The organism is Ignavibacteriota bacterium, from assembly GCA_016218045.1.
Lineage (GTDB): Bacteria > Bacteroidota > Ignavibacteria > SZUA-365 > SZUA-365 > JACRFB01.
The window spans coordinates 1-20,105 of sequence record JACRFB010000023.1 but is presented as its reverse complement, the minus strand read 5'-3'; the positions used below and the strand labels follow the sequence as shown (position 1 = coordinate 20,105).

28 protein-coding genes are annotated in these 20,105 nt (G+C 58.9%); 15 read left to right on the top strand and 13 right to left on the bottom strand.

What is annotated here, in order from left to right; all coding sequences use genetic code 11:
• The first annotated feature begins 118 nt into the window (after positions 1-118).
• The 13 genes from HY962_07105 to HY962_07045 all read left to right on the top strand — a co-directional run bounded on the left by HY962_07105 (position 119) and on the right by HY962_07045 (position 9,131).
• A complete protein-coding gene (locus HY962_07105; protein MBI5646684.1) occupies positions 119-511 on the top strand; it encodes a hypothetical protein in 393 nt (130 codons plus the stop codon).
• On the top strand, positions 508-753 hold the full coding sequence (locus HY962_07100; protein ID MBI5646683.1) for a hypothetical protein: 246 nt from the start codon (positions 508-510) through the stop codon (positions 751-753). Before HY962_07105 ends, HY962_07100 begins: the two co-directional genes overlap by 4 nt.
• Positions 746-1,177, top strand: coding sequence for a hypothetical protein (locus HY962_07095; protein ID MBI5646682.1), 432 nt, complete (start codon positions 746-748; stop codon positions 1,175-1,177). The genes HY962_07100 and HY962_07095 overlap by 8 nt, the downstream gene beginning before the upstream one ends.
• The gene (locus HY962_07090; GenBank protein MBI5646681.1) at positions 1,174-2,568 is read left to right on the top strand and encodes a hypothetical protein; all 1,395 of its coding nucleotides are present in this window, start codon (positions 1,174-1,176) and stop codon (positions 2,566-2,568) included. Before HY962_07095 ends, HY962_07090 begins: the two co-directional genes overlap by 4 nt.
• A gap of 13 nt (positions 2,569-2,581) precedes the next feature.
• Positions 2,582-4,078: a DUF935 family protein gene (locus tag HY962_07085; GenBank protein ID MBI5646680.1), complete on the top strand. Its 1,497-nt coding sequence runs from the start codon at positions 2,582-2,584 to the stop codon at positions 4,076-4,078.
• On the top strand, positions 4,071-4,481 hold the full coding sequence (locus tag HY962_07080; protein MBI5646679.1) for a hypothetical protein: 411 nt from the start codon (positions 4,071-4,073) through the stop codon (positions 4,479-4,481). Before HY962_07085 ends, HY962_07080 begins: the two co-directional genes overlap by 8 nt.
• Entirely contained in the window at positions 4,481-5,761 is a 1,281-nt protein-coding gene (locus HY962_07075) for a minor capsid protein (protein MBI5646678.1), read from the top strand. The genes HY962_07080 and HY962_07075 overlap by 1 nt, the downstream gene beginning before the upstream one ends.
• A gap of 115 nt (positions 5,762-5,876) precedes the next feature.
• Positions 5,877-6,302 (top strand): DUF3310 domain-containing protein, encoded by a 426-nt coding sequence (locus HY962_07070; GenBank protein ID MBI5646677.1) that lies wholly within the window; start codon positions 5,877-5,879, stop codon positions 6,300-6,302.
• Positions 6,299-6,676 carry a hypothetical protein gene (locus HY962_07065; protein MBI5646676.1) on the top strand — a complete coding sequence of 126 codons (378 nt, stop codon included), beginning with the start codon at positions 6,299-6,301 and terminating at the stop codon, positions 6,674-6,676. Before HY962_07070 ends, HY962_07065 begins: the two co-directional genes overlap by 4 nt.
• 6 nt (positions 6,677-6,682) lie before the next feature.
• Entirely contained in the window at positions 6,683-7,201 is a 519-nt protein-coding gene (locus tag HY962_07060; protein MBI5646675.1) for a phage virion morphogenesis protein, read from the top strand.
• Between the two features lie 118 nt (positions 7,202-7,319).
• A complete protein-coding gene (locus HY962_07055) occupies positions 7,320-8,030 on the top strand; it encodes a hypothetical protein (protein MBI5646674.1) in 711 nt (236 codons plus the stop codon).
• 2 nt (positions 8,031-8,032) lie between these two features.
• On the top strand, positions 8,033-8,407 hold the full coding sequence (locus tag HY962_07050) for a hypothetical protein (protein MBI5646673.1): 375 nt from the start codon (positions 8,033-8,035) through the stop codon (positions 8,405-8,407).
• A 4-nt stretch (positions 8,408-8,411) separates the two neighbouring features.
• Complete coding sequence (locus HY962_07045) at positions 8,412-9,131, top strand: DUF2786 domain-containing protein (protein ID MBI5646672.1); 720 nt, start codon at positions 8,412-8,414, stop codon at positions 9,129-9,131.
• Between the two features lie 364 nt (positions 9,132-9,495).
• Here HY962_07045 and HY962_07040 read toward each other — a convergent pair whose 3' ends face one another.
• Complete coding sequence (locus HY962_07040) at positions 9,496-9,816, bottom strand: hypothetical protein (protein ID MBI5646671.1); 321 nt, start codon at positions 9,814-9,816, stop codon at positions 9,496-9,498.
• A gap of 42 nt (positions 9,817-9,858) precedes the next feature.
• Here HY962_07040 and thyX point away from each other — a divergent pair, with 42 nt between their 5' ends.
• The gene (thyX, locus tag HY962_07035) at positions 9,859-10,473 is read left to right on the top strand and encodes an FAD-dependent thymidylate synthase (GenBank protein MBI5646670.1); all 615 of its coding nucleotides are present in this window, start codon (positions 9,859-9,861) and stop codon (positions 10,471-10,473) included.
• A gap of 91 nt (positions 10,474-10,564) precedes the next feature.
• On the opposite strand, the gene HY962_07030 is transcribed toward thyX, so the two are convergent.
• The 12 genes from HY962_07030 to HY962_06975 form a co-directional block, all read right to left on the bottom strand.
• On the bottom strand, positions 10,565-11,059 hold the full coding sequence (locus tag HY962_07030) for a hypothetical protein (GenBank protein MBI5646669.1): 495 nt from the start codon (positions 11,057-11,059) through the stop codon (positions 10,565-10,567).
• Between the two features lie 77 nt (positions 11,060-11,136).
• Positions 11,137-11,457 (bottom strand): hypothetical protein, encoded by a 321-nt coding sequence (locus HY962_07025; protein ID MBI5646668.1) that lies wholly within the window; start codon positions 11,455-11,457, stop codon positions 11,137-11,139.
• Between the two features lie 11 nt (positions 11,458-11,468).
• Positions 11,469-12,056 carry a hypothetical protein gene (locus tag HY962_07020; protein MBI5646667.1) on the bottom strand — a complete coding sequence of 196 codons (588 nt, stop codon included), beginning with the start codon at positions 12,054-12,056 and terminating at the stop codon, positions 11,469-11,471.
• A gap of 231 nt (positions 12,057-12,287) precedes the next feature.
• Positions 12,288-12,824 (bottom strand): host-nuclease inhibitor Gam family protein, encoded by a 537-nt coding sequence (locus tag HY962_07015; GenBank protein MBI5646666.1) that lies wholly within the window; start codon positions 12,822-12,824, stop codon positions 12,288-12,290.
• 253 nt (positions 12,825-13,077) lie between these two features.
• The gene (locus HY962_07010; GenBank protein ID MBI5646665.1) at positions 13,078-13,374 is read right to left on the bottom strand and encodes a hypothetical protein; all 297 of its coding nucleotides are present in this window, start codon (positions 13,372-13,374) and stop codon (positions 13,078-13,080) included.
• Positions 13,358-13,849, bottom strand: coding sequence for a hypothetical protein (locus HY962_07005; protein ID MBI5646664.1), 492 nt, complete (start codon positions 13,847-13,849; stop codon positions 13,358-13,360). Before HY962_07005 ends, HY962_07010 begins: the two co-directional genes overlap by 17 nt.
• A gap of 108 nt (positions 13,850-13,957) precedes the next feature.
• Entirely contained in the window at positions 13,958-14,518 is a 561-nt protein-coding gene (locus tag HY962_07000) for a DUF1018 domain-containing protein (GenBank protein MBI5646663.1), read from the bottom strand.
• Positions 14,515-14,850 carry a hypothetical protein gene (locus tag HY962_06995; GenBank protein ID MBI5646662.1) on the bottom strand — a complete coding sequence of 112 codons (336 nt, stop codon included), beginning with the start codon at positions 14,848-14,850 and terminating at the stop codon, positions 14,515-14,517. Before HY962_06995 ends, HY962_07000 begins: the two co-directional genes overlap by 4 nt.
• The gene (locus tag HY962_06990; GenBank protein MBI5646661.1) at positions 14,850-15,767 is read right to left on the bottom strand and encodes an AAA family ATPase; all 918 of its coding nucleotides are present in this window, start codon (positions 15,765-15,767) and stop codon (positions 14,850-14,852) included. Before HY962_06990 ends, HY962_06995 begins: the two co-directional genes overlap by 1 nt.
• 89 nt (positions 15,768-15,856) lie before the next feature.
• Positions 15,857-16,192 carry a hypothetical protein gene (locus tag HY962_06985; GenBank protein ID MBI5646660.1) on the bottom strand — a complete coding sequence of 112 codons (336 nt, stop codon included), beginning with the start codon at positions 16,190-16,192 and terminating at the stop codon, positions 15,857-15,859.
• Complete coding sequence (locus tag HY962_06980; protein ID MBI5646659.1) at positions 16,189-18,471, bottom strand: DDE-type integrase/transposase/recombinase; 2,283 nt, start codon at positions 18,469-18,471, stop codon at positions 16,189-16,191. The genes HY962_06985 and HY962_06980 overlap by 4 nt, the downstream gene beginning before the upstream one ends.
• Before the next feature lie 42 nt (positions 18,472-18,513).
• A complete protein-coding gene (locus tag HY962_06975) occupies positions 18,514-18,933 on the bottom strand; it encodes a hypothetical protein (GenBank protein ID MBI5646658.1) in 420 nt (139 codons plus the stop codon).
• Between the two features lie 334 nt (positions 18,934-19,267).
• Here HY962_06975 and HY962_06970 point away from each other — a divergent pair, with 334 nt between their 5' ends.
• Positions 19,268-19,756 carry a helix-turn-helix domain-containing protein gene (locus HY962_06970; GenBank protein MBI5646657.1) on the top strand — a complete coding sequence of 163 codons (489 nt, stop codon included), beginning with the start codon at positions 19,268-19,270 and terminating at the stop codon, positions 19,754-19,756.
• Positions 19,757-20,105: the final 349 nt, after the last annotated feature.

The following is a 20,105-nucleotide window of genomic DNA, read 5'->3' as shown; positions in this document are numbered from 1 at the left end:
TTGATTAATCTCTGAAGGGGCGTTGACCCGATGTTTGTACCACCAATCGGATTCGGTTTCACGCCGGGTTATCTCGCGTGGACCGCCGGTGATCCAATCACATAACGATGAGGCGGCAATGGTAGAGGGCGTTCCCACCTGGATAGGAAAACTGCTGGAGTACGGCGGATACGGCGCGATCGTGTTTGTCATGTGGTGGTTTCAGCAGCGGATGTGGACAGCGACCCTCGAACGGCTCATGACCATGCTCCGAGAGGAGCGACAGTCGCAGATGGCCGCGCTTTCGGAGGAGCGCAACGTGCAGCGGCAGGATATGCGCGAGGAGCGCGACCGCGCCTTTCGCATGCAGGAGGCCGAGCAGGCGCGGGACTACGAGACGGTAACCCGTATTTTCGACGCCCTCAACAGCCAGACCGCTATCTCGTCCAGCATGGACGGCAAACTCCACTCGCTCGAGAAATCTGTCGACGAAACCAAACGCCTCGTCATTGATCTGGGAGTCAAATCATGAACGAACGCCGCGCCATCCTGACAGGCAAGCTGACCATCGAGAAGAGCAAACGCGACCGGATCACTCTCGAGATACGATCTCTCGTCGCGCGTATGCAGTCGCTCGTCGATCCATTCGCCGAACCATTGGACCTCAGACTTGACGAGGCCGAGGTCGCGCTCGCCAGGCTGACTGTGCTCCAGGGCGAGCTGCGCCACGCCACCCAACTGATCGACGATCTGGAGGGCGAGCTGTATGGCTAAGCCTGAACTCGTGCCCGCGGCTGAGCAGCTCTACGTCGAGCAGCTCATGAACGTGGCCGATATCGCAGCCCGGCTCGGTGTTGCAGAGAAAACCGTGCGCAATTGGAAGTCCGCCGGCGGCTGGGACGAAAAGCGCGCCCGCGTCCTCGGGACGGATGCCGCCATCTCCAACCGTATTGCTCAGATCGCCGTACGCTGTGCGGCTATTATCGAGGACATGCTCCAGCGCAACGAGGTTCCGCCGCGGCACTTGTTTTCGTTTCTGCTCTCGTACGGGGCCGGCGCAGAGCGCGCTCGCAAGTACGAGGAGATTTCCGCGCCGCCGGCAGACACTCCTGCGCAAAACGGTGTGCCGAGTCCAGAAGCGCTGCGTAAAGCGATGGAGGAACTGGGACTTGAATCGCCAAAACCGCCCGCACAATGAGCGCACCCTCACTGTTCCTGCCGTACCAGCGCAAATGGCTGGACGACACCTCGCGCATCAAGATCGCCGAGAAGAGCAGGCGCATCGGATGGACGTATGCGCAGAGCTGGGAGGATGTGCGGGATCAGGCGCAGGGGCTGTATCCGGCGGTATGGTTCTCGAGCGCTGACGAATCGGCAGCCCGAGAGTACATCATCTATTGCGGTAACTGGGCGCGCGCGCTCGACATTGTCGCGCGAGACCTGGGGCAGGTGGTAATAGATCATGACCGCGACATCAAAGCGTTCTCGATCGAGTTTACCAATGGTTCTCGGATCCACGCTCTGAGTTCGAACCCCAAGGGGTTTAGGTCGAAGGGCGGCAAGGTGATACTGGACGAGTTTGCCTGGCACGACGACGCGCCGGCTATGTGGGCTGCTGCCCGCCCGACCATCACGTGGGGATTCCCCCTCCGCGTGTTCTCCACTCATAACGGGCGCAATTCCCTATTCAACCGATTCGTCGAACGATCGCGGCGCGGAGAGTTGCCCTGGTCTCTGCACAGCGTCGATATTCAGCAAGCAGTGGCCGACGGACTGGTCGATAAGATCATGCGGCGGCCTACGACGGAGGAGGAACGCGCACAGTGGATTGCGGGTGAGCGCGCAAGTGTGGGCGATGAATCTGTGTGGCTGCAGGAATACTGCTGCCAGCCGCAAGACGAATCGACGGCGTTTATTCCCTATGATATGTATGCGAGCTGCGAGGCGCCCCTCGACTTGTTGTGGAATGACGGCGAGAGCAGGATGACCGAGGAGGCGGCGCGCGCGCTGCCGGCGACCGGCGATCTGTACCTGGGCTACGACGTTGCTCGTCGCAGGCATCTGGCTGTGATATACGTGGTGGAGCGTACGGCCGACATTCTGGTGACCCGCCTCGTAATCGCCATGCATGACACCCCGTTTCGGCAGCAGCGCGCAATGCTGTGGCCTCTGCTTGCACATCCGCGGCTTCGCAGAGCGTGTATCGATTCCAGTGGCATGGGCACCGAACTGGCCGAGGACGCAGTGACGGATTACGGCCGCACACGTGTCGAGGCCGTGAACTTCACCAACCCTGTCAAAGCTGATCTCGCATCGCGCTTGCGCAACCGCATGGAGGATCGCCGTCTTCTGGTTCCTCCAATCGACCGCATCCGCGAATCGTTTCACTCCATACGGCGGACCGTGACAGCGGCTGGCAATGTGCGCTTTGATGCGGCCGAGGACGATCTCACCGGCCACGGTGACGACTTTTGGGCTGCGGCTCTGGCGGTGCACGCATCCGATGGCGGCGACCCGCTTACGCCACCGCAGGTGCATGGATCCGTGCCGTCCGATGCGGCATCACTCCTGAGCGGATACATCGACTAAGCATGAGGTCTATATGAGTAATGTCAAGCTGTGGCTCGACGACCACCACTTTGTGGAGGTCCCGCCGGCGCGCCCGTCGGAAGATGAGATCGTGACGATGGCAGCCGTGCGCGACATGTCGTCGGGCATGGCGTACCTGCCAAATCCCGACGAAATTCTACGCAAGGCAGGGCGGAAGATCGATGTGTACCGCACCCTGTATTACGATGCCATGGTACGCGCCTGTACGCAGCAGTTGTCGTCGGCGGTAAAGGCGCTGGAATGGGACCTCGACCGCGGGCGCTCAAAGAACCGTTACAAGCGGGAGTGCGTCGAGTGGCTGCGCGACTTTGACTTTCAGTCGTTCATCGACGGATACGTTGAGGCCTGGAATCACGGCTATCAGCCGTTCGAGATTCCCTGGCAGCAGACCGTGCGTGGCAACCTGATCATGCCCAAGGTCGCGCTTGCCAAACCCCAGGAGTGGTTCGCGTACGATCCAAACACATGGTGGAAGTACTTCACGAAGGACAACCGCGACGGCATACCCATCGATCCGGCGACGAAAAACTTTCTATTTGCAGCCATCGATGCCTCGTACGACAATCCGTACGGGATCGGCGCCCTGTCCGGCGCATTCTGGCCTGTCACATTCAAGCGCGGTGGTATCAAGTTTTGGTTACTATTCGTGGAGAAATTCGGCGTCCCGCATGTGATGATCAAGGTGCCGGCATCCGCCACAGACACCGAGCGGTCGCAGGCGCTCAGCGCCGGGCAGCGCATGATCCAGGATGCAGTACTCGTCCTCACCGACACGCAGTCGTACGAGACAATGGAGGTGGACATCAAGGGCGGCGGCGAGGCGCACCGCTCGTTCCTCTCATTCCTCAACGACGAGATCTCGCTCTCGATCATTCATCAGACGATGACGTCCGATGTTTCGGACAATGGGGGAGGGTATGCGTCGAGCAAGACCGGCGAGAGCATCCTCAACAGCGCAGCATTCGCACTGGCGCGTCAGATTGAGAAGGGGATGAATACGATACTGCGATGGATCGCTGAGGTGAACTGGAACACGCAGGAGTCACCATCGCTCATGCTGTACGAACGCCGCGATGTGGACAAGGACCTGGCCGAGCGCGACGATAAACTTTCGACCGCGCTGGATAAATCTGGTCTGCGCTTGACGCGGTCGTATTTCACCAGCGCATATTACCTCGACGACGAGCAGATTGAGGAGAAGCCGGCGGGCGCCACACCTGCAACGCCCGCCACGTTTGCGGAGCCGGGCACGTTCCCGGATCAGGCCGCGGTGGACGCAATGCTGGACACGTTTGCCGACGCAGATCTCCAGCAGCAAATCGCACCAGCGGTGCAGCCCGTCATCGATTTTGTGAAACGTGCCCGGTCGTACCGTGAGGTCGAGGACGGCCTCGCTTCTGTCTATTCCGACATGGATACCGAGCGCCTGCAGCAGACGATCGCAATGATGTACTTCCTCGCGGAGATGCAGGGGAGGCAGGATGCGTAAACGGCCGAAGTGGCAGAAGGCGAAACAGCCAAAGCACCGCATGGCGCGCGCCACACGCGCAAAACGAGGTGCTGCGCACGACACACCGCACCCGTCGCGATCGGTGTTCATCAACTGTACCGCGCATGACATCGTGTTGGGTTCGCGCACGTTCGAACCGTGCGGCCGTGTGGCTCGCGTTGTGGAGGAGGTGGCAGACGTGCGCGAGATCGGCGGCGTGCGTCTTGAACGTCGCCGGCTTGCACGTGTCATCAACCTGCCGGATCCGTTGCCAGGCATATTGTATCTCGTTTCGGCGCGCGTGCGCGTCGCCTGTCCTGATCGCACCGACCTGGCAAGCCCCGGGTACAGAATCGACCGCGGCGATGGCTCGACCTCGCTGCAGAGCCTGGTAGTAAACTGATGCCGCCGGCCGCCGATCTGTTACAGGTCGCATTTCGTCTTCCACCGGAAAAGGCGGTGGAGTTTTTGCGCGCGAAGGGCTATGCCGTCGGATACGACTGGCGTGACGTGTGGCAGGAGTCTCAGGCTCGCGCATTCACTGTCGCGAAGGCAATGAACCTCGACGTGCTCGAAGGCATACGACAGATGGTTGACCGTGCTGTGTCAGACGGGATTTCGCTCGATAAATTCCAGCGATCGCTTGAACCGTTTTTAAAACTTGCCGGATGGTGGGGCAGATCCTGGCCGCGTAATGATCAGGGGCAACTCGTCGACGAGCACGGCGTGCCGTTCCCCACTGACGCGAGCGGCGCTCAGATTACGCCGGCAGACAAACGGCCGCCGCTCCTTGGTGCACCGCATCGGCTGCGCACAATCTATCGCATGAACATGCAGTCGGCGCTGAATGCAGGCCGCTATCGGCGCATGGTAGAAGTTGCGGAGCAGCGGCCGTACTGGCAGTACAACAACCCGGGCGACGAACGCACCACCACGATCTGCGCCGGAATCAACGGCCGTGTGTACCGCTACGACGATCCGATCTGGTCGGTGATGTACCCGCCGAACCACTGGAATTGCCGATCGCGCGTCTCGTCCCTCAGCGCGCGTGAACTTAAACGAGACAACCTCGAGGTCTCCACGAGCGAGGGCGCCCTGGGCGAATCCGAAGTACTTGTGAGTGAGCGCACTGGCGAGCTGCGCACGGTGGCGACTCTCAAGATCGGGGACGAGGTGTACAGCACCGGGCCGGGATTCAGTTACAATCCTGGCAGTGTCGACTGGCAGCCGGATCTGCGCGGGAAGGATAGCCGTTTGGCCGCTGCATTTGTCACTGACGTGGCAAACAGTGTGGTGTTTAACCGCCTTCTTGAAGGTAAGGGCAGTGGTAATGTAACCGCCGCGATCATGTCCAAAGCGTTGCAAAAGGCGATCGGCGTTCAAACGAACAGCGTGCTGCTCTCGTCTGAAACAGTGGCCGAACAGGCGGTGAAGCATCCAGAAATGACGCCGGACGACTACCGTGCTTTGCCGGTAATCATCGGCGATCCCGACGTCGTGATTCGTGAACGCGCAGATACGCTCATCTTCACACGGTCAGGGGAAGTGTGGTACCATGCCGTCGCGCGTGGCACAAAGGACGGAAGCGCCGTCTATCTGCGCTCGTTCAGAAAAACCGACGCACAGGATGTCGCGCGTGTGCGGAAACGAGGTACGGTGGTATTCGAGCGGCAAGAGGAATGATAAATGCTCCGGGCGAGTACTTCCATTCTCTCGCATAGCGGTCAGCCTTGTTAAGGCGCCTACGGCCGGAAGATTCACCGTGTCACCGGAGCATGATCCAACTTACAGGAGAGTCATGGAAAACACAACGTCATCTGAGTTCAGCCCGTCCTACTACCAGCGCGGCAACGTGCAGGTCTGGGATTTTATCGGCGCGCGGGGGCTCGACTTCATGCTCTCGGCGGCGTTCCAGTACATCGTACGCGCAGGTGACAAAACACCCGACGCCACACGCGATTTGAACAAAGCCGTCGCGTACATCGACAAACAGATCCTGGCTGTCGAAAACGGATACAGGCATCAGCCGGCACTGCAGATGGATGCGTTTGATTGCCACATCACGCTGAACGAATTCGTGTCGCTGTTCGGACTCAGTGCGCAGCGCGCCGTGGCGCTCGCGCAGATCCTTGCAGCAGCGATGGAACAGAACCTGCCAGCGCGGCTCCTGCACCTGCGCGCGGCGCGAGACGCTGTTGTGCAGGAGATTATGGAGGTAGCATGAAGCAGACTATTTACATCATCATCATTGGCTTTGTCCTGCTTGCTCTTGGCTCGTTCTCCGACTACGAGCTGCAGGCATTTCAGCACGGATGGCAGCCCACGGGGCTCGTAGACATGGCATATCGCGCGCCTCACTGGCCATGGTATGCCGACTGGATCCCGCACGATGGATGGCACGTCGTGCAGACGATACACAATACTGCCGACAAGTTCGGTGCAGCCGTTGCGGCGCTCGGCCTGCTCGGCGCAACTACATTACTCGACAGGCGCGCCAAGCCACTGCGCGATGTCACCATCATGTTCCTGGGCCTCATCGCGATCTCTGCAATCGCCCGCGGACTCACGTTCTCGCTGCTGCTTAAGGCGCTGAACTGACGCGCGATGGAAGCCTTCACGATTGATACAACCGAGCTGCTCGCGGCAATCGAGCGCGTGCTGGATCCGGCCCCCCTCATGCCGGTCATCGCACAGGTGCTTGTGCGATCGGTGGAGAAAAACTTCCAGGCAGGAGGCCGTTACAGTATGGGACCTGACGGCCAGCCGGCGGGCGGTACGCTCAAGTGGCAGCCGACAAAACGCCCGCACTCGCGTGGTGTTTTGCAGGATAAAGGCGCGCTCGCTGCGTCGATCGACGCGCGCGTAGACGGCCTGTCGGTGATCATGTCGTCACATCTGGTATATGCGGCCATCCATCAATACGGCGGGACAATCCAGCACCCGGGCGGAACGCCTTACATCATCGGCGAAGGGGGCATGGCGAAATTCCTGCGAAAGGACGGCAACTACCCACCGGGCGTGCAGTTCACCGCGCCGCATCCCATACCCATCCCCGCGAGACCTTTTATCGTGGTCCAAGACGAGGACATCGAGGAGATAGGCGCGCTGATCGCGGAGGCATGAACCGGGGGAATTTATTTTCCCTGCACGACACAAAAGTGACGAAATAAATTTCGTCACTTTTCAAGGCAAATCGGTCAATACGGCGTAATTACGCCAATTTTAAACAAGGAGAAATTTTATGGAAACCGCTGTCCAAACTGCCGATTTTAAAACTGCAAAACAGCTCCTTAAGAAGGAGTTGAAGGACCTGCAGGCAAGCATCGATTTCGTAAACATCGGCACGTACGTAAAGGCGAAGGTGTTCTGGAATATCAGTCGCCAGGAACTGTACACCGCCGAGGGCTACAAAAGCATGCGAAGCTGGTGCGAAAAAACATCTATCAGCTACCGGCGTGTGCAACAGCTCATCCAGATCGGCGATGCAATTGCCGCCGTGTCGTTCAACGCCTCAACGCCCGAGAGCGATCGCACGCTCACACTACAGCACGTAAAGGCGTACGCCGACGCGCAGCGACTGCTCGCAGGTGAAGAGCGCCACGATCCGTTGCTGCTTGAATCGCACGACATCGCAGACCTGGCGCCCGTGCATCACGACGACGACGAACGCAAAACCCTGCAACGCACGATTCGATCGAAACGTAGGCGAGACGCAGAGGCCGCAGAGGAGCGGGCCGCAACAGCCCCCAAGGGCCGGCTGACGCGCGAGCAGCTTGCCGACGTAGCGCGATTTACCAAGCGCTTCGGTGTCCCGCGCACTGAGGACGAACTCCTGCGGTTTGTGTTCACTGACTCCGACGCCATGATCGCGGCGTTTCGCGCATTAGACCGTGACGTCCAGGGAGAGATCCTCGACCAGGGAATCAACAGTCTTCTCGATCTGCGGAGGTGAACATGACGCCGAAAGATCTGAAACGATGCACGGAAATCGCGCAGAATGTTCGCGAGCATGGCGGCACTGCAACGGAAAATTATCTAGTGCTTCTAATCGACGCCCTCATCGCCGAGCTGGCTGACGAGTGCAGTTACAATCAGAAGCAATTTTTGGTTAAACACCGCAGAGGCCGCACTGCGCTACGTTCTGCTGTTTTCCACAATAGCTGTCTGCGTCGCCGTCTTGGGCAGTTAAAAACCTTAGGCGACATGCGCGTCTTGGCGCAGACGTACGGCGACGATACGCGCATCGCAGTACGAAACGCCCCATTGCCAGCTGTATATGAGCTGCACTGTGATGGTCAGGTACTCATTGAACTAGAGTTTCCCGGCTGACGAAATGACCAGCCCAATCATCGGTAAAATCAGAAAATTGCTGGCGCTGGCGGGTTCACCCAATGAGCACGAAGCGTCCCTGGCTCTGGCCAAGGCACGCGAGATGCAGAGAGAATACGGCATTTCGGACAGCGATCTTGCGCAGGCCGAATTTGTAATACAGCAATGCAATCGTAGCACCTGGCGATCCAGGCCGATAGAGCAACCGTGGATCTTCAGTTTGTTGAAAGCCTACTTCAAAGTCATACCGGTAATAATAACAACAGGAGCGATGGAGGTTCTGGGCTGTGATTGGATTTACTGCGGCAAACCTCACGACATTCTCATTGCAGAATATGTTCATGACTATCTGATGCGTGTGGCGAAACAGCGTTGGTCGATCTACGAAAAGTCGCTGTCGCATAGAATCAAGCGCCGCGGTAAAATAGAACGGCACCGCGCGTTTCTACACGGATTTTTCTGTGCTGTGAGCGAACGGCTCGACGCCCAGAATCGCGCCTGGTATAATGAAACAGGAATTGTCGTCCATGCCGATGCCAAGCTCGTGAATTTCGTGGATCAATATCTAGGTGGCGCTCTATCGAAGCGCAGCATCAATAAAGGGAAATCCGATCAGTCGTTCGTCGACGGATTTGTTCAAGGTGTTGACGTGGATATTGCAAAGCCGGTCTCAGCAGCACAGTCGAATAATCGCCTTGTGTGTTCGGAGGGCCAAGCTACATGATTCTTAATCCTCAATTACACGGCGTCCCGCTTACACCAAGGCTTACCATTGAACCGATCGCTCGGCGACTCGGAGCGGACAGCGCTTGGCTGAAATTCCTGTGCTCACGTCGCGGCCGCGCGTTTCGCACGTACACGCACGAACACAGGCCAACTTGGAGGCGGAACTCATACCTGGCGCAGCTAAAGGCGCGCAAGACTATGACACACCTCGAATATCTGGGCTCCCTCGCAGCCGGGGCTGCGCCCTCGCGCGACATCGCTGTGTCGCGCACGGAATATCAGGACCTGATCACCACGGGCATACTGTCTCGAATCGACGACGACTTCCCCTTGGAAGCCCAGCTAGCGGCCATTGTTTGGCGTTATTCTTCGCCGGCGGTAGCCTCAGATCTTTGCCAAAACTCGAGCTCCTCGATGCGTCTATGCACGCGTGGATCTCCCTGTCCGGCCCACGCAGCACTGAACGGAAACACGTAAAACCGGTCGCGTAGAACAAGGTGTCCTCTAACCGCCTCAAACACAGCCGTTGCGCCACCGTTGTGCTCAACCACGATGGCGCCTGGCCAAAGGACCTGATATCGCGAAACAGCAGAATGCAGCACACGAAGTAGTTTGCTGGATCGCGGTGCGCCGCCTGAAAATCGGTACAGGACCAGCATCGCGTTTTGATGTTCTTCGGGCATACCAACCTCCAATCACACAAACATTATTTCAGGTCGAAAATAATGAAACTCATCGCAGCATCGTACGAGATTGTAACGCCGATCGATGCGTTCAGCATGCTCCGCCATATCGAGTTGTGTGGCAGGGTGTGTTACAAATCCGAAAACCGCATCACCGCGGATTCCGCCGCGTCCTTCGTCAGAATGCTCATCGACTCTCACCATGAGAGTGTCATCGAACACGTATCGATTACCGTACGATTCGTTGTTGACCGAGGCGTGAGTCATGAACTCGTTCGTCACCGAATAGCTTCTTTCAGTCAAGAGTCAACCAGGTATTGCAATTATTCGAAGGGCAAATTTGGGGGTGAGTTGACCTTTATTGACGCCCGGCGCCACATGCATTCAGACGCGCAAAGGCTATGGGGCGAGGCACTGCGTTCCATCGAGCAGCAGTATTTGAGAATGATTGAGCTTGGAGTTCAGCCACAGATGGCCCGCAGCATCTTACCGAATTCGCTGAAAACCGAGATAATGCTTACGGCAAATTTGAGAGAATGGCGAACCATCTTGCGCCAACGGACAGCACCGGCTGCTCATCCTCAAATGCGCGAAGTGATGATTCCACTGCTTGAAGAATTTCGCGATAAAATACCCGTGGTTTTCGACGATTTGTGATCGCGTGTATAACAGAACAGCCCCCGTCTCCGGGGGCTGTGTGCGTTGTAGCGGGTATGTTCGACGTACTCCAGCATTAGCTGGGACCATCTCAATGCTTGTAGTAGGCGTCGGCCTCACTGCACAGGCGCTCAAACCCGCTGGCCATCTCTCTGATCTCTGACGTGTATGAATTGAAGTTTCCGCGTGGGAACTTGGCCAGCTCGTAGATTTGGTTGAGGTGTCCGTACAGCTCAGCGATCTTGCCGTGCAGCTGCTCGGATCCAGACGGCACGTCGGCAAGCGACTTTACGAGAGAGTCGATTCTCGCCTTTCGCGGGTCGTCCGTCACGTCTCGTTTTTCGGCAACAAGCATCATCTTGTGTGCATTGATTTCAGTATTAAAGTCCTTATATCCAGAACTGATCGCAGCGCCCCAGATGCCTTGATATTCTTCCGCCTGCTTAATGAGATCGGCCTCGTACAGCTTCATCAAATCCTGTGCAGCCCTTGAATTAGTCTCGTAGTCCTTCGTGTTTGAACACCCGGCAAACGAAGCCAGGATTAATGCGCAAATGAGAATCGTTGTTCCTTTCTGCAGATTCATGGTGCACTCCGATTTGTGATGTACATTCCGCGCGTGAGCCCTTCACGCGTGGTAAGTCATTGGCGCAATCTACCGCTTCACGCGGCTTTTTCCTCGCTCTCAAAGAGCGATGCCTGATTCTGCGCCATTCCATTTTCCCGCAGTATCGAGTAGACATGCGAGACCGTCACGTTGAGTGCCAGCGCCAGTTCCTTTGGCGAAAGGCGCCGGTGGTTTTCACGCACATAGCGCCGCACAAAACCGTGCAGCGTGTTTCGCGGAATGTAGATCGTGAGCCCGCTGTAGCCCTCCACGAGAGACAAGGCCACCTCGAGGCCGCAGCGTTCGGCGATGCGGCGTACGTCGCCATCGGGCAGATCTTCAATCCGCACGTTGCGGAGAATGTCTGGATGCACCATACGGACCTCCGTCACTCGCCACGCGAAGCAAATGTGAACAGCGCGCGATACATCGCAGGGCCAAGCCCCGTTTCATGCACCACTTCGAACAACTCGTCAATGCGGCGGCCGCCCGCCATCTCTCGTGCAATGGTATCAGCTTCGCGCTCGCCGTACAGAGCAAGCGGTTTGTCGCGTTTCCTGTAATACGCCGTGCGCCCGATGGTCCGCTCGTAGGCGAACAGTTGTGCCGGGTGCGCCGTGCGCGCGTTCGCGTCCATGTACTCCATCACCTGATCATAGGTGTAGCACTCGTCCTGCGTCAGCTCGTCGTCGAGTAGGCGCTGCTGCCGGGCGTCGGCCTCGGCCTTCCACTGCGTGTTCCATTTCTTCTGATATTCGGCCAGCCTGCGCTTCATCATGCCGATCGATCTCGACAGCTCCACCTGGTTGTACTCCGTGAACGCCGTGTGCAGCGTGAGGGTACGGCCTCGCTTGTACAGCGCCTCGTGTATGCTGTGCTCGGTCCACTCGGCGTGTTTTCCGCCAAGCTTCGTCCACACGGCAAGGAGCTGGTCGGTGAGTGACATCGCATACGATAATTGTTCGTCGCGTCCCATATCATCTCGGAGAGTCTATGTTACCTGGATCCGCCGGCGGCATCTCGGTGTCGATCGACTCCGCGCCGGCGCGTGTGTTGTGACAGTCGAGGCGGGCACCGGGCATGAGGTGCGTCCGGTGTTCCCCCGTCGTGGTGCACGTGATGTGCGCCGCGGCTGATCCCCCGCGGAGCAGGATAACCGTGGCGCACATCCGGCACGTGATACAGTGTGTATTCATGCTACGCGTGCTCACGCTGCGGCGCGTTCCTCGTCGCCCTGCTCCTGCGCCTTGACGGCCGTTCCGAGCGACACGCTGAGCGGTTTCACGGTGAGCTTCTCCTCGGTGATGCGGCGCACGCGCAGTCGGCGCAGGGTTGCGTCGTCGAGCAGGTTCAGCGCCTCCTTGTTCACGCCCTCGACCACGCGCAGGTATACCGCGTCGTCGAGTGTGTCGTCCTGCTGGATCAGCGCGATGGTCAGTTCGGGTTTCTGGATGTCGAGCGAAGTGGCCTTGCGCTTCGCCACGCTGCCGAATGGCGTGCGCAGCGTCGACTTGCCTGCAAACCACTCGGGATGCTGCAGCACTGCAGATTCGATCGCGGCCTGCGCCTCGGCAACGCTCGCCTGGAGCTGCGCATACTCGGCCCGGATCTCGTCCAGAAACTCGATCATGTGCTCGGAGGCGCGCTGCTCGAGTTCGGCGATACGCGATGTGCCCTCGGTGAACAAGGCGAGCAGATCCAGCAGGTTTGAGTACTGGCTGCTCTGCGGTGTGGTGGTCGTCATGTGGTAGATCTCCTTGGTTTTGTGTAACGATTGTTTGATCGGCTGATGGTGCCGGAACCGACAGCATCGCCCGAGATCCTGCCACCGGAGCAGCGGCAGGATGGCTGTTTCAAAACACGGCTGCATCTGCGGCACCGGAACATTGGAGTGCCGAATCCGAAACTGATTTCGTAATGACGGCCGCTGGCAAGCACGTACACCGTCTTGTGTATGCTCGCCGGCGGCGGAGGTGAGTTGCGATCCCAGGCGTTCATCAGTCCTCCACGCGGGTGATGCAGTAGAGAGATTCCGCGCGGGAGACGACGTGGTAATCGACCACGCCGCGTTTACGAAGCGCGCGCAGGATGCGGCCCGCGGAATCCGGGGCCACAGTACCGCAGCGCGTGCGGACGTACTCCGCCAACTCCGAAAGGTGGAAGGTGTCGAAGTAGCGTTCTCGGCCGAACGACGTCACGGTTTCGGCGATAGCCGCCTCGACGCGCGCAGCATCACGCACGCCGTTCTCGCGCGCGGCCGGGTCGCGCAGCGCCTGATCAATTGATGTTTTCACGGCCCACTCCGTTGGCGGCGTCTGCCGCAAGTATCTGGCCGATCGAGGATATGGGCGCCTGCGCATCACCGACAACCATGCCGCCGTTCGGCGCACGGAACACGATCGGGCGCTTTGTCTCGGCGACGACCAGACCGAGCCGGCGGATGTTCTGGCCGATCATGCTGCGCTCGTCCTTGATAAGATCAAGCAACGCGCGCGTGGGCGTCATCGGGTATTCCTCAGAGATCATGTGTGCGTACGCCGTTCCGAGCAGTGCGCGCAGATCCGCGAGCCGTCCGGGCGCGACCATGTATTCGCGTCGCACCGTGCGCACGGCGCGGCCGGCGGGCGATTCGATTTCCTCGTGTGTCTTCTGCGCGGGGAATCGCGGTTCCAGCTCGCTAGTGACCAGGTACAACTGCGCCCGCAACTCGGCGATCCTGCGCGTGAGCTCCACGCCTTCGGCGATCAGATCATCTGTGTGTCGTGGCATCTCGGTTCTCCATCCATTGTGTCATTATGATTTCGTCGTGCTTTACGAGTGAGTAGATGCGAGCCACCGTTGCCAGTGCGGCCACGACGGCAATGAGTGTGAGCCATATCATGTGCGCACCTTGCCCTTGCGCCTGCTCTCACGTATCAGCTCCATCGCGCTCTCGAGCGCAGCTTCCTGTTCGGCGCGTTCCTCGTCGGTGAGCGGCGTGAGCTGCTCGATCATCGCGTGCAGCGCATGTGCCACCTTGTACACTTCGTGACGCGGCAGCATGCGCAGGCCGCCGTAGTGAAACCGCCGGTGTATGAACCGGTCAAAGGCCCGCTCTCGTGACTCCTGATCCGGCTGGCGCGACACGAGCGCCCACATCCCCTCGAGCATCGCGAGCTGGCTGTCGGTGGCAAATATCGTGGGGCGTGATGCGAGCCGGTCACGGTCGACGCGCGCCTGCCATGGCGTCCAGATGCCGGCGGCGACGGCGCGGTCAGTGAGTGTTTTGCAGAGGTCCTGGAGCTGCCTGTACGAGAGGTTTTTCGAAGACTCGGCGGGCCTGCGCGTCTGGGCCACCATGTAGCCGGCGAGCATCGCGCGGTAGGTCTCGTCGTCGAGGCCGAGCTTGGAGCGGAGCGTGTGGATGAGCTGTATGAGTTTTGCTTCGTCGGGCATCATGCACCTCGCCTGCTTGCAGCTTCGCGTGCCGCGCGGCGCTCTTCGCGGATCGCGTCCGACGAGAGTCGGGCGAGGAATCGCTGATGCGTGACAGTATTGCGCAGCCCCTTCACGGTGACGAGCAGCGCGCGCCTATGACGCCTCGAGCTTTCGAGCATCGCCCGTGCCGAGTCCAGTTCACGGCCAAGCGTTTCCGCCACCTGGTGTGATAGTTCGAGCTCCGCCTGCAGAGTTGTCAGGTCCTGGCGACGCACCAACACAAAATCCACCTCGGGCACGAGCTGCTCGTTCAGCGCGCGCAGCCATTCCGGTTTGGTGTAAGGGATAAGCATCAGACCCGCCCCTCCTCGGCAATCGCCTCGATCATCTCACGCGTCACCGCGGTTTTATTCACCCGCGACACTTCAAGAGAATCGAAGATCAGATCACGCAACACGCGGGCGTTCCCACGCGACACGCTGTGATATGCTTTCGTGAGCGCATCACTGCCGTTGCCCCGTTCGAACTGTGTGCTCACGAACAGTGCCGTGTCGGCCGGTTTGAGGTTGTCGAGCCGCCGGTAATTGCGGATCCTGTTGATGATGTACTCGAAGTCGCCGCGCATCTGACGCAGGTTGAAGTAGAGCCGTTCGAGCCCGACGTAGAGGACGCCCACATCAGCCCAATCGTGCAGGCGGCGCACTTCGTCCAGGGATGCGGCCGATAGGTTCTCCGCCTCGTCGACGATGATGAGGCGGCCGCTATCGCGCAGCTTCTCCACCAGATCACGCATCATGTGATGCACCGTACCCTTGCCGTCGAGTCCTACTGCGCGGTGCAGATCGCCGATCAGTTCACGTGTGCGCAGCATGCGGTGGCATTCGACGAGGATCACATCCGGGTTGCGCATCGCGTACTCGCGCACCGCGCGCGATTTGCCCACACCACTCGGGCCGCACACCAGGTACATCCCGCTGTGCACGTGTGCGCGCTTTGCCACTTCGAACACGGCCCGCGCAATCGACGTGTCCAGGAACGGGAGGCGCTCCTCACTCAGCACTGATTCGCGTTCATCGACGCGTTCGAGCCAGGCGCGGACAGCTATGTCGACGCCGGCGTTGTCGCCCGCGTAACGGCCCTGGCGCCACATCGACAGCACCGACGCCGAGCACCCTATGCTCTTTGCTGCACGCGAGACTGCGCCTTTGCCCCACCTGTCGACGCGCGCGTTGAATGCCGCTCGCAGTTGATCGCTTGTTAGGTCTGCCATACATTTCCTCCTGTGATCGGTCCCGCAAGGGTCCGGTTTCGTGTGATGGAGGGCGCGATTGCCTGGTAAACAGCGCGCCCTCCGCTTATTTATGGGAGATTTTCGTCTACGTTTTGAGTGCCGGCGATGTCGCGAAGCATCTCGCGGATATCTTTCATCGACATGAGTCCGGCACGGGTGTCGGGCACGATGAGGTTGTCCTGTATCTGCTGATAGAACTGACTGTAGTACTCACGGATGTCCTCCCACATCTGCATCATATCGAGCAGGAGCAGCGCCGTCGCCGCGTCGACGTGTTTCAGCCATTGGGTGATGTGAGTGCGAATCCACCACTCGGCGTGCGGATCGATCGCTGCTTCACGCAAGAGTGAGAAGTGCATCCATGTGTTGATGGCGGTCGTCCATTCCACATCATCGTGCTTCATATTTCATCTCCTGATCCGACCTCGTCCGAGCGCCAGGTGCTCCACTTGCGCCGTGCCGGTTTCTCGGGCGGCTCGGGGAATGCGTATGTGCCGGTGCGCTGAATCTGCGCATCCTCGGCAATTGCGCGGTCGGCCGCGCTGATCTGGATCTGTCTGCGATCCGGCGCCACCTGCACGTGTGTGATTCCTGCAGCCAGTAGCGCCTCGGCAATCGCCGGCGTCACGCGTTCACCCGCATGCGCGAGTATGACACCCTCGGGCGACACTGCATGCGCTGCCAGATCGAGTCCCTCTGCCTCGCGCACTTCCACAGTCCGTCCTGCCGGCACAGCGCCTGATTCAAGCGCCCGCGCGATGTGCCTCTGTACGTCGCGCACGTCTGGGACGCCGTCGCGACGCACGGCTGCGCGCGCGGCATTGTGTGTGTCCTTCATGAGCCGAATCGCGTCAGAGACCCGGGTGCTCTCCTCTTCTGTAACAGCCAGGCCAGGTGCACGGAACATGTCGCTCTGCGCACGCCCCATGTATTCGTCAGTCTCGGCCGAGAAGCACCAGGCCTCGCCCGCCGTCTCGTCGTCGGGCACGCGCAGGTATATCCGCATGCCGCCGCGCGTACTCTTGTACTTCTCCATCCATGGTGCGTACCAGTTACGGCCGTTGATCATCACACCGTTGCGGCCGATGAGACGGGGCGGCGTGGTGCGCATCGTCAGCAGTGCGATCGACTCCTGCGTCACCGTGCGGAGGCCGTGGAACTCCTCCGCCCATGCCTGCAGGCGCGAGCGGCCGCGCATATTCTTCCCGTTCGAGGCAGCCGTGTGGAGGATGGTATTTACAAACTGATCCAGCAGCTCGACCCCCTCGTCGTAACACAACAGCGCCCGGCGCATCGCGGCCGATCCGGCAGACTCCGGCTTGTTCGCCGCGCTGTTGCCTGTGTACCCCGGTGTGAACCGGCTCTTCCATCCGTCGAAGGTGCGGAAGTCGCGTTCGATCGCCTTGCTCTGCCCGTGGTACGGCCAGGCGAATCGTGCCCTGACTCCGAGGATGGCGAGCATCGATTTCGTGGTCCGCTCGTCGACCTCGACCTTAAGCCGTCCGCCGGCAAAGTCCTTCGCGCGGTAGTCTTTTCCATTGTCAATCACGATCTCGTCAGGCAGACCGTACCGCAATACCGCCTGAGCAAAAGTGGTCATGACTCGCTGCGCATTCGGCGACGAGAACCGGCATTCCCACGAGAGCCACAGGCCCGTCTTGTAATCGCGCCAGACGGTGAGCCACGGCCGCCGTTGCGTCCCATCGAACAGCGCCGCGTCGTCCTGCAGGGCGCGCCTGAGTTCCGCCGGCACATTCGCATCGTCGCGCAGGCGCGCGAGCCACATCTCGTCGAGCTGGTGATGATCCGAGATCCACGCACGGCCGGCCGCCACGCCCGCGTCGTCACGTTCTATATGAGAGGCGTACCGGCGATTCCACGCCTGGTAGCCCGCACGCGCCAGGTACACCTGCGACTCCCCGAGTTCGGCGTGTATTGCACGGACGAAAGTCGAGGCGTGCGGGAATCGCGCGCGCAAATCTGGCACCATCGCCGGGGCAATCCGCTCTGCAATTTCGATCGCAAGTCCCTGCGCCGCGAGGCAGCAAGCAGCCGCCGAAGGGCTCCTATCATCCAAATAGTTCGTTTTAAAATTGGCGTACACATGCTGTTGTAATGGACCTAGATCCTCGATCGCCAGACTGCGGTTCCGGTTCCTTCCGTATTTGGCGAGGAGCCCCTCTACGCCATATTTCTGGTGCTGCGTCCGCATCCGGCGGACTGATCGCGAGCTGGTCTGCATGCGCGGATCATCTGCATGGGCCTTATTCCACGCCGCTACAGCAGCATCGAGATCCTTGCCGTTGAGACCTTCGAATTCCTGCATTAGAATCAAGTCCCGTTCCGCTTTCCGGCGGTTGTACTCGGGCTCGGAAATGTACCGTTCGAGCTCGAGACCCAGGTCTACATCGTTCCGCTGCGCCGGATCCTCCATCGTCGCGCCCTTGGTCGCGAGTTGCTGAGCATGGTACTTAGCCTGGGCTTCAAGGGGAAGACTCGAGAGTGCGTATTCGTGCTGCAGTCCACCTCGGCGGACGACCGGCCGTGTGACATAGTGGCAGACTCCGGGCTTTTTCCGTCGCTTATCCAGTGCCTGCCGTGTAATTCCTAGCAGGTTGCAGGTTTCATCGCGACTGAGCCATACGTCTGATGCGCGTCTACTGCTCTTGTTCGTTGATTTCACGCGAGTTACCGTCAGGTTGCAGGTTCGCTTTAGGTTGCAGGTTCAGGTTGCAGGTTGGTTGCAGGTTCTAGGCCCGTCAGGATGTTTGAATCCCGGCCTTTTTTCTTCCAGGCGCTCCAACACCCACTGCCAGTATGCGGCCTGGATGTGCACTGGTAGGTGTTCCAATGCTACCGTCACACCGCTGCTCATTTGTGTCGAGTGGTCCAACGTTTCACCGCTAGGAGATGCTGCACCGTCAGCCGGTTGGCCCCGGAATGCGTAATTGAGATCTAATTCAGGGAAGCTGGCAACGATCAGCCTATAAGGTATGTTGTCGCGGTGCATCCATTGTGCGAACCGCACGGGAGACACACCCATCCTGCGAGCAACTTCGGCGTCGTAACGCAGGCGGTATGAATCCTTTATTCGTTCAACTACGGCACGGCTGGCATTGCGAGCATCGCCATAGAACCGGCTCATGCAGCCTCCCTAATATCTATTCCCGTTGAGAGTGCAGCGTTTATTATGCGGGATCGCTTCATTTCCAACGCGTTCCGCCGCGCAGCGACCTTCTGAATGAGTATCTTCCAAATTGTCTCATTGCGGTCTCGCCACAGGGCGTTCTGAATAGCTGAATGAGTCACCCCTCGCTCTTTCGCTATCTCAGACAGTATCCCTCGATACGGTCTGCGCCTCAATTCCGCGCGGGTGAGTCTTATCGTTTTTTCTTTTTCTACTGTTGACATTGTCACTCGCTCCGCTTACGTTGCAAAACGTCTTATTAACCAGCGCAATATACGTTGCATTAATTAGCATGTCAAGCCCGAAGCTGAAAAATGTCGATGCAGTACTGTCTCGGCTGAAGTCTTATCTTCATGTCGAAACAGATGATGATTTGGCCGGTTTTATGGGTTTGGCAAGAAGTTCTGTGTCCGCATGGAGAACGCGGAAGACCGTCAACCTAAAATTGGTCGCTGAAAAATGCCCGGATCTGAATATGCAATGGTTGCTGTACGGCAACGCGCCGGAAAATGCGCCTATGGGGGAATTAGGCGATTTGGTCAAGCAGCTGCACGATGTAGGTGCCATGAATCATGAAATCGTGGGCATTTTGAAGCGCGCCACCGAGCTTGCACAGGCAGCACGTATTGTTAGGGAGAACAACGGTGAGCCGGTAGACCAAAAATCTTTGGACGATGTCATGTTACGGGCCATCATCTCCGAGGCGCAGGTCACACTGGCCGCTATTCGCGGCTCTGTTACACACATCAGCGACCTGTCCGAGTTGTCACCTGACGCCTAAACCGGTGTTTTCGTGATGGAAAATCACGGTAAAACAGCGTTAAAACCCTCCCAAATTCTGGCCAAACCACCTGTTTCCTGCGGATTATTTCGATAAAAAACGGAAATTCTGGCCACACCTTCTGATGCGCCGCAAATCCCTACCATATCGACACTTACGGCCAAAATCTGACTAACTCCCCATTGGCCAAACTACCTCTCTTTTTATACGGAGGCGTTTTCGGTAAGGCATCATTAAAAAAAATATTTATAGCAGAAGAGGTCTCGGCGTGCCGCGGCTTCATTAATCCCGGCTTCGAATACCGTGCTTCCGGCGGCTTCGTGTTCCGCGGAGGAGTGTATCTGCTGTT